The sequence below is a fragment of the Corallococcus sp. CA041A genome (genome assembly GCF_003612075.1).
In the GTDB taxonomy this organism is placed as follows: Bacteria; Myxococcota; Myxococcia; order Myxococcales; family Myxococcaceae; genus Corallococcus; species Corallococcus exiguus.
In genome coordinates this window covers 1-12,672 of the sequence record NZ_RAWF01000282.1, presented here as the reverse complement: position 1 = coordinate 12,672, position 12,672 = coordinate 1, and the positions used below count along the sequence as shown (strand labels likewise).

At 70.7% G+C, this 12,672-nt stretch carries 10 protein-coding genes; 2 read left to right on the top strand and 8 right to left on the bottom strand.

Annotated features, from left to right (window positions below; translation table 11 throughout):
• The first annotated feature begins 113 nt into the window (after window positions 1–113).
• Window positions 114–3,890, top strand: coding sequence for a tetratricopeptide repeat protein (locus tag D7V77_RS34880; protein WP_120580589.1), 3,777 nt, complete (start codon window positions 114–116; stop codon window positions 3,888–3,890).
• 55 nt (window positions 3,891–3,945) lie between these two features.
• On the opposite strand, the gene D7V77_RS34875 is transcribed toward D7V77_RS34880, so the two are convergent.
• Complete coding sequence (locus D7V77_RS34875; RefSeq protein ID WP_233597418.1) at window positions 3,946–5,289, bottom strand: isoaspartyl peptidase/L-asparaginase family protein; 1,344 nt, start codon at window positions 5,287–5,289, stop codon at window positions 3,946–3,948.
• Window positions 5,290–5,525: 236 nt separating this feature from the next.
• On the opposite strand from D7V77_RS34875, the gene D7V77_RS34870 reads away from it, so the two are divergent.
• On the top strand, window positions 5,526–6,191 hold the full coding sequence (locus D7V77_RS34870; protein ID WP_120580588.1) for a type 1 glutamine amidotransferase domain-containing protein: 666 nt from the start codon (window positions 5,526–5,528) through the stop codon (window positions 6,189–6,191).
• Between the two features lie 10 nt (window positions 6,192–6,201).
• Here D7V77_RS34870 and sufT read toward each other — a convergent pair whose 3' ends face one another.
• From sufT to D7V77_RS34835, 7 genes are read right to left on the bottom strand one after another with little or no spacing between them, the layout of a single operon-like run.
• Window positions 6,202–6,753: a putative Fe-S cluster assembly protein SufT gene (gene sufT / locus D7V77_RS34865; protein WP_120580587.1), complete on the bottom strand. Its 552-nt coding sequence runs from the start codon at window positions 6,751–6,753 to the stop codon at window positions 6,202–6,204.
• Between the two features lie 9 nt (window positions 6,754–6,762).
• On the bottom strand, window positions 6,763–7,215 hold the full coding sequence (sufU, locus tag D7V77_RS34860; RefSeq protein WP_120580586.1) for a Fe-S cluster assembly sulfur transfer protein SufU: 453 nt from the start codon (window positions 7,213–7,215) through the stop codon (window positions 6,763–6,765).
• On the bottom strand, window positions 7,212–8,441 hold the full coding sequence (locus D7V77_RS34855; protein WP_120580585.1) for a cysteine desulfurase: 1,230 nt from the start codon (window positions 8,439–8,441) through the stop codon (window positions 7,212–7,214). The genes sufU and D7V77_RS34855 overlap by 4 nt, the downstream gene beginning before the upstream one ends.
• Window positions 8,438–9,748 (bottom strand): Fe-S cluster assembly protein SufD, encoded by a 1,311-nt coding sequence (gene sufD / locus D7V77_RS34850; RefSeq protein WP_120580584.1) that lies wholly within the window; start codon window positions 9,746–9,748, stop codon window positions 8,438–8,440. The genes D7V77_RS34855 and sufD overlap by 4 nt, the downstream gene beginning before the upstream one ends.
• Complete coding sequence (gene sufC / locus D7V77_RS34845) at window positions 9,745–10,527, bottom strand: Fe-S cluster assembly ATPase SufC (RefSeq protein ID WP_120580583.1); 783 nt, start codon at window positions 10,525–10,527, stop codon at window positions 9,745–9,747. Before sufC ends, sufD begins: the two co-directional genes overlap by 4 nt.
• Complete coding sequence (gene sufB, locus D7V77_RS34840) at window positions 10,527–11,966, bottom strand: Fe-S cluster assembly protein SufB (protein ID WP_120580582.1); 1,440 nt, start codon at window positions 11,964–11,966, stop codon at window positions 10,527–10,529. The genes sufC and sufB overlap by 1 nt, the downstream gene beginning before the upstream one ends.
• Window positions 11,963–12,460 (bottom strand): SUF system Fe-S cluster assembly regulator, encoded by a 498-nt coding sequence (locus D7V77_RS34835; protein ID WP_120580581.1) that lies wholly within the window; start codon window positions 12,458–12,460, stop codon window positions 11,963–11,965. Before D7V77_RS34835 ends, sufB begins: the two co-directional genes overlap by 4 nt.
• Window positions 12,461–12,672 lie beyond the last annotated feature (212 nt).

Below are 12,672 nucleotides of genomic sequence, written 5' to 3'. Positions count from 1 at the left end.
CGCCAAGCCCGCCCCGAAGCGTCGCTAGGGGACACAGCCGGGCTGGCTCCGGACAAGCACCTCAAGGGGAATATGGCCTCGCCGAGGGGATTGCATTATCCCTCGGCTCCCCTATGCGCACCTTTCGCAGCGGCCTGACCGCGCTCGCCCTCGTCGCCGGCCTCACCGGCTGCCCCCGGCCCTCCTCCGTCGTCGCGCCCCACGTGCTTGAGTCCGCCGCGGAGCGGGCCGGCCAGGCTGACGCGGAGGCGCGCACGCTCGCGTTCGCGGGCTTCCACGCGTACCTCGTCGCGGGCGATGTGAAGCTCGCCCAGCAGCGCTTCGACGCCGCCGTGCAGAAGGACCCTGGCGACCCGTACGCCCTGCAGGGACAGGTGCTGCTGGCCCGGCGCAATGGCCAGTCCGACCGCGCGCTCGCCGCGTCGCTGGAGCTGGTGAAGCGCGCGCCCCGCCACCCGGTGGCCGTCATCGCCGCGCGCTACGTGCTGGACCGCGTGGGCACCTCCCGCGCGGAGGACGACAACATCCTCAAGGGCGTGGACGCCGCGCTCACCGCGGGCGCCCGGGGTGAGACGGCCTACCTGCTGCGCGCCGCGCGCCTGTCGGTGGCGAGCCTGCGCGCGGACACGGACACCCAGGCCCAGACGCTCAAGGACCTGGGCGGCGCGGGCGAGGCCACGCTGGTGGGGCCCTTCTCTCCCTTCCATGTGCTGGCCATCGACGAGCCCATCGCGCCGGAGAAGGACGGCTCCTTCGCGGGCCCCTTCACGGGCGCGTACGGCCCGCTGACGGCGCGCACGCTGCGCTCGCCGGACGGCCGGCTGGACCTGGGCGGCGAGCCCGGCCACGGGGACATGTACGCGCTGGGCATCGACGCGGAGGTGGCGCAGGCCGGCGTTTACGTGCTGCGCACGGTGAGCCAGACGTCGCACCGCGTGCTGATGGACGGCGCACCCGTGCTGGAGCGCCGCGACTGGGCGCGCACCGCGTCCACGGTGAGCGTGCGAGCGATGGAGCTCCCCGCCGGCAAGCACCGCTTCGTGGTGAAGATGTCCCGCGACAACACGCAGGGCGGCCTCTCCTTCGCGCTGCTGAAGGCGGACGGAAGCCCCTCCGGCGCGCGCCTCACCGCCGCCACCGGGCCCGCGCCGCGCTGGAACGCGAGCGCCCCGGGCGAGGTGGAGGCCCCGGACATGTACCCGGGCGCGGAGGACGTGGCCCAGGCGCTCCAGGGCGAGGCTGGCGAGACGCTGAGCAACTTCCTGGCGGTGCGCGACGGCCTGGCGCGAGACCTGGACGGCACGCACCGGCTGATGGCGAAGCTGGAGGCGACGACGCCCGCACTGCTCACCCTGCGCGCGGAGCAGGCCGCGCAGGACCGCGGCATCCCGTCCAAGGTGGCGCGAGGCCGGGCCACGCGAGACCTGGAGGCGGCGCTGGCGAAGGACCCGGGCAACGTGGCCGCGCTGCTCTTGCGCGCGGACCTCTTCCTGGATGACGGCCAGCCGGCCACCGCGCTGGACACGCTGAAGACGGCGCGTGACGCGGTGAAGCCCGCGGGCTTCCCGGTGCACATCCTCCAGGCCCGCGCCGCGCTGGCGCTGGACGTGGACGCGCAGGCGGAGGTGGCCCTGGCCTCGGCGCTGGAGGCCCAGCCGGGCCTGTGCGAGGCGCTGGGGTTGCAGTCCTCGCTGGCGCGCCGTCGCGACGCGGTGACCCGCACCGACGAGCTGGTGAAGGCCCAGGAGGGCTGCCCCGGCGCGGACGCGCGGCGGGTGGACCACCTGCGCACGCGCGGCGATCTGGACGGCGCGGCCAAGGGCTACACGCAGCTGCTCTCGCAGGACCCGGACAACCTCACCACCGCCGCGGCGCTCTCCGGCGTCTACGTGAGCCAGCGCCGCTACGACGACGCGGCGAAGGTGCTCCAGACGCTGGCCGCCGTGTGGCCGCGCAACGCGGAAATCCTCAAGCGGCTGGCGGACGTGCGCGAGTACGCGGGCCAGGGCGCGGAGGCGCTGAAGCTGCGCGAGCAGGCGCTCAAGCTGGACGGCACGGACCTGTCGCTGCGCCGCGCGGTGGAGCGCGCCAAGACGGGCAAGGAGGTGCTGGCGGCGTACGCCATCGACGGCAAGGAGGCGCTGAAGGCCTACGAGGCGGCGCCCGTCACCGGCGGCAGCGCGGCGGCGTACGTGCTGGACGCGGCGGCGGTGCAGGTCTACCCGGACGGCTCCATCGTCAACCGCATCCACACCATCCAGAAGGCGCTGGAGCAGTCGGGCGTGCAGGAGATCGCGGAGGCGAACATCCCCCGCGGCGCCCAGGTGCTGGCGCTGCGCACGCTCAAGGCGGACGGCCGCGTGCTGGAGCCGGAGAACATCGAGGGCAAGGACACCATGAGCCTGCCCGGCGTGCAGGTCGGTGACTCCGTGGAGGTGGAGTACCTGCTGCCCGAAAGCGACCGCGGCCCCGCGCAGCCGGGCTTCACCGCGTCCGCGTTCTACTTCCAGATCGCCAACCAGCCGAACGCGTGGAGCACGTACACCGTGGTCGCGCCCAAGGGCAGCGGCATGAAGGTGGACGCGCACGGCATGAAGGCGCCGCCGCCGGAGGTGAAGGGCGACGTGGAGGTGTTCCACTACGACGCGCGCCGCGTGCCGCCGTTCATCCCGGAGCCGGACGCGCCGCCCTCTGGCAACGAGTACCTGCCCTTCGTGATGGTGGGCGCGGGCGAGACGGGCAACGACGGCCTGGCGCGCGTGTATGGCGACGCGTTCCAGGACCGGTGGATCCGCACCTCGGAGGTGGAGGCGTTCGCGCGCCAGGCCACGGAGGGCAAGAAGGGCCTGGAGGCGGTGAAGGCGCTGCACTCCGCGGTGATGAAGCGCTTCTCCGGCCGCGACGCGAGCCTGGCGCAGTCCGCGGCCTCCACCGTGGCGCAGGACCGCGGCAGCCGGCTCACCGTGATGAAGGCGGGCCTGGAGACGCTGGGCATCCCGTCGCGCGTCGCGGCGATCCGCACCTTCAACACCGACCCGTCGCCGTACCTCTTCCCGGCGGACGCGCTGCTGCCCTACGCGGCGCTGCGCGTGGAGGTGCCGGGTGAGCAGCCGGTGTGGCTGGACACGTCCGTACGCTACGGCCCCTTCGGCGAATTGCCGGAGACCGCCACGGGCGAGCGCGAGGCGTACCTGCTGCCGGAGCCGGGCAAGCCCCTGCAGAAGGTGAAGACGCCGCCGCTCAAGCCGCGCACGGGCAAGGACGTGAAGCTCACGCTGGAGCTGGGCGCGGACGGCAGCCTCAAGGGCCAGGGCGAGGAGGTCTACTCCGGCTTCGAGGCCGCTCAAATCGCCGAGGCCTTCGAGCAGCTCTCCGCGGAGAGCCGCAACCAGGCGCTGCAGGGCGCGGTGGCGCGCTACTTCGGCGGCGCGGAGCTGTCGTCCGTGAAGCTGGAGCACGAGGAGGCCGTGGGCGCGCCCTTCGTGCTGCGCTACGCGTTCACCGTGCCGCGCTTCGGGCGCATGGAGGGCGACAGCCGCATGGCGCTGGGCCCCCTCACCTTCCCCGCCCTGCTGGGCCGGCGCTACGTGCAGCTGTCCACGCGCACCACGCCGCTCTACATCGACGACACGGAGGCCAGCCGCACCAACGTCTCGGTCACCCTGCCCCAGGGCTGGAAGCTCAGCGACCCGCAGACGGGCCTGAAGGTGGACAGCCAGTTCGGCCACTACACCCGGTCGGAGAAGCAGGACGGACGCACGCTCAGCATCTCGGAGTCCTTCAACCTGCCCCGCGCCCGCGTCAGCCCGGCGGAGTACGAGAAGTTCTCCGGCTTCGCCGGTGACGTGGACCTGCTCCAGGTGCGCGAGCTGTTCCTCGTGAAGCAGTAGTCCTCGAGCCGCTTCCGCGCACCCGTCAGGGGTGCGCGGAGCCGGGCCCGGCCGCCTAGGGCTGCTGGAAGATGGCGACGGTGGGCGTGCCGTCCTCGCTGATGTAGCCGCGATACATGCCGCTGGAGTTGAAGGGCATGGCCACGTGGCCCTGGCGGTCCATGGCGATGACGCCGCCCTCGCCGCCGGCCTTCACCAGCACATCGTTGATGACGTAGCTGGCGGCCTCCGGCAGCGGGAGGTCCTGGTACTCGACGCGGGCGCAGATGTCGCGCGCCACCGTGTAGCGGATGAAGAACTCGCCGTGGCCCGTGGCGGAGACGGCGCAGCGCTCATCCGCGTAGGTGCCCGCGCCGATGATGGGCGCGTCCCCCACCCGGCCGAAGCGCTTGTTGGTCATGCCGCCCGTGGACGTGCCCGCCGCGAGGTTGCCTTCCATGTCCAACGCCACCGCGCCCACCGTGCCGAACTTGTGGTCTCCCGTGATGGGATCCACGCCCGGCGTCAGCGATGAGCCGGGCTGCGGCTGCGAGGGCGTCGCGGGCGTCGCGCCTTGCGTGGGCAGCTGCGCCGGTGATGACGGCTGCGCGGGCGTCGCGGGCTGGCCCGGCTGCGGCGCCGACGCGGGCGGCTGCGCGGGCGTCAGCGGCTGTCCGGGCGTTGCGGGCGATGCGCCTTGTGCGGGCGGCTGGCCCGGTGCGGAGGGCTGTGCGGGCGACAGGCCCTGCGTGGACGGCTGACCCTGTTCCGCGGGCGGTGCCCCCTTCGCCTTCTCCTGCTCCAGCGCGCGCTGGAGGCCCTGCCAGCGCTCCTCCGTGTAGAAGTACTTCGCGTCCACCAGGGGCATGCCCTGCGACTGCGCGAAGGCCTCCGCCCCGTCGCCCACCATCATCACGTGCGGCGACTTCTCCATCACCAGCCGAGCCAGGTCGATGGGGTTCTGGATGTGGTGCACACCGGCCACCGCGCCGGCCATGCGCGTCTTGCCGTCCATCACCGCCGCGTCCAGTTCGTTCACGCCGTCGTGGTTGAACACCGCGCCCTTGCCGGCGTTGAAGTACGGCGAGTCCTCCATCACGCGGATGGCCGCCGTCACCGCGTCCATGCTGCGGCCGCCCTTCGCAAGCACCGCGTGCCCCGCCTGGAGCGCTTGCGTGAGCGCGGCGCGCATCGCGGCCTCGCGCTCCGGGGTCAGGTTCTCGCGCGAAATCACGCCCGCGCCGCCATGGATGACCAGCCCCCACTTCGGCTTCACGCGCGGCGGCTCGTCCGTGCGCAAGGCCGCCTCGTCGCGCGCGGCGCCCGCCTGCGACGACGTGGCGCAGCCCAGCGGGGCCAGCAGCAGCGCGGTGCTCGCGAGCAGGCCGCGGTGCATCCGTGAAGAAAACGAGGGGGACATGCCGTGCGCCTCCAAAAGGGGGCCCGCGTTCAGGCGGACTGCCTTTGTCGTAAAGCCGTTCCCCCAAGGCGTCCAGCGCCGCCGCATGCCGCGCCGCACCAGCCCGCGAGAAGGCATCACCCCAGGCGCCTGCCTGTCCGCCTGCCCTCCGCTTCCCCTCCCGGAAGGGCATGACCACTGTGCAGGTTCGGGTTGTAGGGCATGCCCAGACATCGCGACATCGGGAGGACGGGGCAATGAAGAAGCTGAAGGGGATGCGAGTGGCCGTGCTGGCGGCGGATGGCTTCGAGCAGGTGGAGCTGACGCGGCCGGTGAAGCGCCTGGAGCGAGAAGGCGCACGCGTCACCGTGGTGTCCCTTCACAAGGGCCGCATCCGGGGCATGAACCTGCTGGTACCCGGCCGCAAGGTGCGCGTGGACGCCACGCTGCGCGACGTGAAGGCCGCGGACTTCGACGCGCTGCTCCTGCCCGGCGGCTTCATGAACCCGGACTTCCTCCGGCAGAGCGCCCTGGCGCTGGACTTCGTGAAGGACGCGGACCTGTTGGACATGCCCATCGCGGTCATCTGTCACGGGCCGTGGCTGCTCGCATCGGCGGGACTGCTGGAAGGCCGCCACCTGACGTCCTGGCCGGGCATCCGCAACGACATGGAGAACGCGGGCGCGCACTGGACGGACGAACCCGTGGTGCGCGACAGCAACTGGGTGTCCAGCCGGGGGCCACACGACCTGCTCGCCTTCGAGCACGCGATGGTGGAGCTCTTCGCGGAGCGCATGTCGCCCGCCATCGCCCGCCGCGCCACGGCGGAAGCCGCGCCGCGCTGGCCCCGCTGGCTCGCGGGTGGGCTCGCCGCCGCGGCCACGCTGGGCCTGGTCGCACGCGGTCGTAAAGCCCTGGTCTAGAGACGAGGGCTCACATCCAACCCAGCTGGAGCCGCGCCACGTCCGACATGCGGCTCTGGTCCCACTGCGGTTCCCACACCAGCTCCACGTGGGCTTCCTTCACGCCGGGCAGCGAGGACACCTTGGAGCGCACGTCCTCCACCAGCACCTGCCCCATGCCGCAGCCGGGCGCCGTCAGCGTCATCTCGATGTCCACGCGCTGCCCGCCCTCATCCATCGGCGTGGCCTTGCACGTGTACACCAGGCCCAGCTCCACGATGTTCACCGGGATCTCCGGGTCGTAGACCGTGCGGAGCTGCTCCCAGACCTGCTCCTCGTGGAACTCGCCGGGCGTGACGCTCTCCTCGGGCGTCTTCGCCTTGGCGGCGTACTCCTCGCCCAGCACGTCCGCGTTCTTCTCGTCGATGCGGAACAGCTGGCCGTACGGGTCCTGCACCGTGACGTTGCCGCCCAGCGTCTGCACCACCGTCAACTCCGAGCCCGCCGGCAGCAACACCTTGTCCCCGCTGGGGATGAGCATCGCGTCCACGTCGCGCTCGATGACCGTCATCGCGCCTCGCATGACCCCTCCCTACTCCGTCGACACCGACGTGGAGCGGCCGTCCAGCGCCGCGTTCAGCGTGTGCCACGCCAGGCTCGCGCACTTCACCCGGGCCGGGAACTCGCTCACGCCCGACAGCACCGCGAGCTTGCCCAGCGACTCCACGTCCACCTTGTCCGGCCCTTCGGTCACCAGCGTGTGCACGCGCTCGAAGAGCGCGTGCGCCTCTTCCCGTGTCTTGTCCTTCACCGCGCCCGTCATCAGCGACGCGGACGCCTTGGAGATGGCGCACCCCTGGCCCTGGAAGCCGATGTCGCGGATGACGCCGTCCTCCAGCTTGAGCGTCACGGAGAGCTGGTCGCCGCACAGCGGGTTGTAGCCCTCCGCCGCGCAGGTGGCGCCCTCCACCACCCGGAAGTTGCGCGGGCGCTTGGAGTGCTCCAGCACCACCTCCTGGTACAGGTCCTTGAGGTCCGAGCTCACGCGAACACCTCCTTCACCTTGTGCAGGCCCTTCACCAGCGCGTCCACGTCCTCACGCGTGTTGTAGAGCGCCAGCGACGCTCTCGCCGTGGCCGCCACCCCGAAGCGCTGCATCAGCGGCTGGGCGCAGTGGTGCCCCGTGCGGATGCAGATGCCCTCCTGGTCCAGGATGGTGCCCACGTCGTGCGGGTGGACGTCCTCCAGCGTGAAGGACAGCACGCCCGTCTTGTGCGGCGCCGTGCCCACCAGCTTGAGGCCCGGAATCGACTGGAGCGCGTCCGTCGCGTACGCGAGCAGCCACTGGTCGTGCTGGGACACGTTCTCCATGCCCACGGCTTCCAGGTACCGGATGGCCGCGGCCAGCCCCACCGCGCCCGCCATGTCCGGCGTGCCCGCCTCGAAGCGGTGCGGCACGCGGTTGTAGACGGTCTTCTCCATCGTCACGGAGAGGATCATGTCCCCACCGCCCTGGTACGGCGGCAGCGACTCCAGCATGGCCAGCTTGCCGTACAGCACGCCGATGCCCGTGGGCCCGAAGAGCTTGTGTCCGCTGAAGGCGTAGAAGTCACAGCCCAGGTCCTGCACGTCCACCGGGAAGTGCGTCACCGACTGCGCCCCGTCCACCAGCACCGGGATGTTCTTCGCGTGCGCCTTGGCCACCAGCTCCTTGATGGGGTTCACGGAGCCCAGCGCGTTGGACACGTGCGTGATGGCCAGCAGGCGCGTCTTCTCCGTGAGCAGCGCGTCCACGGTGTCCATGCGCAGCTCGCCGCGCTCGTCCACGGGAATCACGCGCAGCTTCGCTCCCGCCGCGTCGCACACCATCTGCCAGGGCACGATGTTGGAGTGGTGCTCCATGGCGGAGATGAGCACCTCGTCGCCCGGGCCCACGTGCTTGCGGCCGTAGGTGGCGGCCACCAGGTTGATGGCCTCCGTGGTGCCGCGCACGAAGATGACCTCGCGCACGTCCTTGGCGTGGATGAAGCGGCGCACCGTCTCGCGCGCGTCCTCGAAGGCCTGCGTGGCGCGCTCGGAGAGGATGTGCACGCCCCGGTGCACGTTCGCGTTGTCGTGCGTGTAGTAGCGCGTGATGGCGTCCAGCACCGCCTGCGGCTTCTGCCCCGTGGCGGCGCTGTCCAGGTACACCAGCGGCCGGCCCCGCACCTCCTGCCGGAGGATGGGGAAGTCCGCGCGCACTCGCGCCAGGTCGAATCCAGGGCCGCTCATCCCATCACCTCCGCCGAACCCGGCAGCTTCTCCGCGAGCAACGCCTCCACCCGCGCGCGCACCGGACCCTCCGGTACCGCGCGCACCAGCTCGCTGGCGAAGGCCTGCGTCAAAATCCGCTCCGCCTCCACCTTCGGGATGCCGCGCGAGCGCAGGTAGAACAGCGCGTTGTCATCCAACCGGCCCACCGCCGTGCCGTGGGCGCACTTCACGTCGTCCGCGAAGATCTCCAGCTGCGGCCGGGCGTCCACCTGCGCGCCCTCGGAGAGCAGCAGGTTGCGGCTCTGCTGGCTGGCGTCCGTCTTCTGCGCGTCCTCACGCACGCGAATCTTCCCGTGGAAGGTGCCGCGCGCGCGGTCGTCCAGCACGCCCTTGTAGAGCTCACGGCTGGAGCAGTGCGGCACCGCGTGGTCCAGGTCCGTGCGGTTGTCCAGGTGCTGCGTGCCCCGGCCCACGAACAGGCCGTTGAGCACGCACTCGCCGCCCTCGCCCGCGAAGGCCGCGTGCACTTCATTGCGAGCCAGCGCACCGCCAAACGAGAACGCGTGCGACTGGAAGCGGCTGTCGCGCCCCTGCCGCGAGTACAGCCCGCCCAGGTGCAGCGCGGTGTCACCCTCCGCCTGGAGCTTGAAGTGGCGCAGGCTGGCGTTGTCCCCCAGCGACACCTCCGTCACCGCGTTGGTGAACGTCGCGCCCGAGCCCAGGCTCGCGTACGTCTCCACCAGCGTGGCCTCGCTGCCTTCGCCCGCCACCACGACGATGCGCGGACTGGCCAGCACCGGCCCGTCGCCGCCGCGCGCGAGGAACAGCAACTGCACCGGCACCTCGCTCAGGGCGCGAGGCGCGAGCGTGAGCAGCGCGCCCTCTTCCAGCAGCGCCGCGTTGAGCGACGTGAAGGCATGCCCCGACGGCCGAGCGCGCTGGCCCAGCGTCTCCTGCAACAGCGCCCCATCCTCACGCAGCGCCTGCGACAGCGGCTTGAGCACCACTCCGCGCGGCAGCCCCGCGAGCACCGACAGCGCCGGCACGAATCTCCCATCCACGAACACGAGCCGTGGACCGGGCAGCGCCAGCCGCGCCACCGCCTGCGCCACGTCCTCGCCCACGGACACGTCCCGCACGGGCTGGAACGGATGCGACGACAGCGTGGCCACGGGCGTGTACTTCCACTCCTCGTCCTTTGACGTGGGCAGGCCGCGTGCCTGGAACTGGCTCAAGCCCTCCTCACGCAGCGCCTGGAGCCACGCAGGGACATCCGCGCGCGCCTGGAAGGCCCGGGCCACGTCCACGTAGTGGGACGCGCTCATGGCCGAGCCTCCTTCGCCTTACCGGCCCCCTCCCCGCCAATCCAGCCGTAGCCCTTCTCCTCCAGCTCCAGCGCCAGCTCGCGTCCACCCGAGCGCACGATGCGGCCCGCCACCATCACGTGCACATGGTCCGGCACGATGTAGTCCAGCAGCCGCTGGTAGTGCGTAATCATCACGATCGCCCGGTCCTTCGCGCGCAGCGCGTTCACGCCACCCGCGACGATGCGCAGCGCATCGATGTCCAGACCCGAGTCCGTCTCATCCAGCAGCGCCAGCCGCGGCTGGAGCACCGCCATCTGGAAGATCTCGTTGCGCTTCTTCTCTCCGCCGGAGAAGCCCTCGTTCACGGAGCGGTTCATGAACGCCGCGTCCAACTGCACGAGCTTCGCCTTCTCCTTGGCCAGGGAGAGGAAGTCCATCGCGTCCAGCTCTTCCTCGCCCTTGGCGCGGCGCTGCGCGTTGAGCGCCGTGCGCAGGAAGTGCAGGTTGCCCACGCCGGGAATCTCCACCGGGTACTGGAACCCCAGGAACACGCCCGCCTTCGCGCGCTCCTCCGGCGGCGTGCCCAGCAGGTCCTTGCCGTCGAAGCGCACGGTGCCCTTCGTCACTTCGTACGTCTCACGCCCCGCCAGCACGCCCGCGAGCGTGCTCTTGCCGGAGCCATTGGGCCCCATGATGGCGTGCACCTCACCAGCGCCCACCTCCAGGTTGATGCCCTTGAGGATGTCCTTGCCGCCCACGCGGGCATGCAGGTCCTGGATGCTCAACAACGACGCCATCACCCCACGCTCCCTTCCAGACTCACGCCCAAGAGCTTCTGCGCCTCCACGGCGAACTCCATGGGCAGTTCCTTGAAGACCTGCCTGCAGAAGCCGTTCACGATCATCGACACCGCGTCCTCCTGCGAGATGCCGCGCTGCCGGCAGTAGAAGAGCTGGTCCTCGCCAATCTTCGACGTGGACGCTTCGTGCTCCACCTGCGCGGTCGCGTTCTTCACCTCGATGTACGGCAGCGTGTGGGCGCCGCACTCGTCACCCAACAGCAGCGAATCGCACTGCGTGTAGTTGCGTGCGTTCGCCGCGCTCTTGAGCACCTTCACCAGGCCCCGGTACGTGTTCTGCCCGCGGCCGGCGGAGATGCCCTTGGACACGATGGTGGACCGGGTGTTCTTCCCGATGTGCACCATCTTCGTGCCCGTGTCCGCCTGCTGCCGGTGGTTGGTGAGCGCCACCGAGTAGAACTCGCCCACCGAGTCATCCCCCTTGAGGATGACGCTGGGGTACTTCCACGTAATCGCCGAGCCCGTCTCCACCTGGGTCCACGAAATCTTGGAGCGCTGGTGCGCGATGCCGCGCTTGGTGACGAAGTTGTAGATGCCGCCGCGCCCCTCCGCGTCGCCCGGGTACCAGTTCTGCACCGTGCTGTACTTGATGGACGCGCCGTCCAGCGCCACCAGCTCCACCACCGCCGCGTGCAGCTGGTTGGTGTCGCGCATGGGCGCGGTGCAGCCCTCCAGGTAGCTCACGGAGGCGCCTTCATCCGCGATGAGCAGCGTGCGCTCGAACTGGCCTGTGTCCGCCGCGTTGATGCGGAAGTACGTGGACAGCTCCATGGGGCACTTCACGCCCTTGGGCACGTAGCAGAACGAACCGTCGCTGAAGACCGCGGAGTTGAGCGCCGCGAAGAAGTTGTCGGAGAAGGGCACCACCGTGCCCAGGTAGCGCTCCACCAGCTCCGGGTGCTCGCGCACCGCTTCGGAGAACGAGCAGAAGATGACGCCCGCCTTGTAGAGCTTCTCCCGGAACGTGGTGGCCACCGACACGGAGTCGAACACCGCGTCCACCGCGACGTTCTGAAGGCGCTTCTGCTCCTCCAGCGGGATGCCCAGCTTCTCGTAGGTGCGGAGGATTTCGGGGTCGACCTCCGACAGGCTGTCCTTCTTCGGCTTCTGCTTCGGCGCCGAGTAGTAGCGGATGGCCTGGTAGTCGATGGGGTTGTACTTCACCGCCTGCCACGACGGCTCCTTCAGCGTGAGCCAGTGGCGGTACGCCTTCAGGCGCCACTCCAGCATGAAGGCCGGCTCGTTCTTCTTCGCGGACAGGACGCGGATGACGTCCTCGTCCAGGCCGGGCGGCAGCGTGTCCGACTCCACCTGGGTGACGAAGCCCGCCTGGTAGCCCTTGCGGGTGAGTTCCTGGATGGTTTCGGTGGTGCTCATGAGCGGACTCCCGTGACGGAAGCGGGAGCGCTGATGGACGCCGGCAGGCCCAGGCCCACCAGCCGCTCCGGCATGCGGGGCGCGGGCGCGCGCAGGTCCGCGAGCGTCAGCTTCCCCAGCGCTTCCTGGATGGCTTGGTTGATGAGGCGCCAGTGGCCTCGCACCTGGCAGACGGATTCCAGCTCGCAGGGGCCCGCGGGCTTGCCCTGGTGCTGGCCACACTCCGTGAGGGACACCGGCCCCTCCAGCGCGGACACCAGCTCCGCCAGCGAGATGGCCTCCGCCGGACGTGCCAGGCCGTAGCCGCCATTCGCCCCCCGGTGCGACACCACCAGACCCGCCTGCAACAGTCCCTTCAGGACCTTGCTCGCGGACGGAAGGGCGACATGCGTGCGCGCCGCCAGCTCTCGCGTGGTGCGGGTTTCCCCGTCCGCGCGCGCCAGCTCGGTCATCAGCACGATGCCGTAGTCGGTCATCTTGCTCATCCGGAGCATGTAGGGGTGTCTCCTGTGGCTGTCCGCGGGCCCGATGCCCGCGACGGCCTCTTATGTAATGTGGACCTGTTCAGTCCACATTCAAATCCAGAGCGCTTCCCTGCCCGTTACGTCGGGTGTGGGTTCGCCGCACTCCACCGAGCAAGCTAGGGTGGAGCCGTCCGCTTTTTGAGTCCGTCTCCCCCCGAGGAGCCCCACCGATGCGCCGTTCC

Excerpts from the sequence above, each read along its gene's own strand:
- D7V77_RS34880 (WP_120580589.1), top strand. The coding sequence starts at position 114 with ATGCGCACCTTTCGCAGCGGCCTGACCGCGCTCGCCCTCGTCGCCGGC.
- D7V77_RS34875 (WP_233597418.1), bottom strand. The coding sequence starts at position 5,289 with ATGTCCCCCTCGTTTTCTTCACGGATGCACCGCGGCCTGCTCGCGAGC.
- D7V77_RS34870 (WP_120580588.1), top strand. The coding sequence starts at position 5,526 with ATGAAGAAGCTGAAGGGGATGCGAGTGGCCGTGCTGGCGGCGGATGGC.
- sufT (WP_120580587.1), bottom strand. The coding sequence starts at position 6,753 with ATGCGAGGCGCGATGACGGTCATCGAGCGCGACGTGGACGCGATGCTC.
- D7V77_RS34855 (WP_120580585.1), bottom strand. The coding sequence starts at position 8,441 with ATGAGCGGCCCTGGATTCGACCTGGCGCGAGTGCGCGCGGACTTCCCC.
- sufD (WP_120580584.1), bottom strand. The coding sequence starts at position 9,748 with ATGAGCGCGTCCCACTACGTGGACGTGGCCCGGGCCTTCCAGGCGCGC.
- sufC (WP_120580583.1), bottom strand. The coding sequence starts at position 10,527 with ATGGCGTCGTTGTTGAGCATCCAGGACCTGCATGCCCGCGTGGGCGGC.
- sufB (WP_120580582.1), bottom strand. The coding sequence starts at position 11,966 with ATGAGCACCACCGAAACCATCCAGGAACTCACCCGCAAGGGCTACCAG.
- D7V77_RS34835 (WP_120580581.1), bottom strand. The coding sequence starts at position 12,460 with ATGCTCCGGATGAGCAAGATGACCGACTACGGCATCGTGCTGATGACC.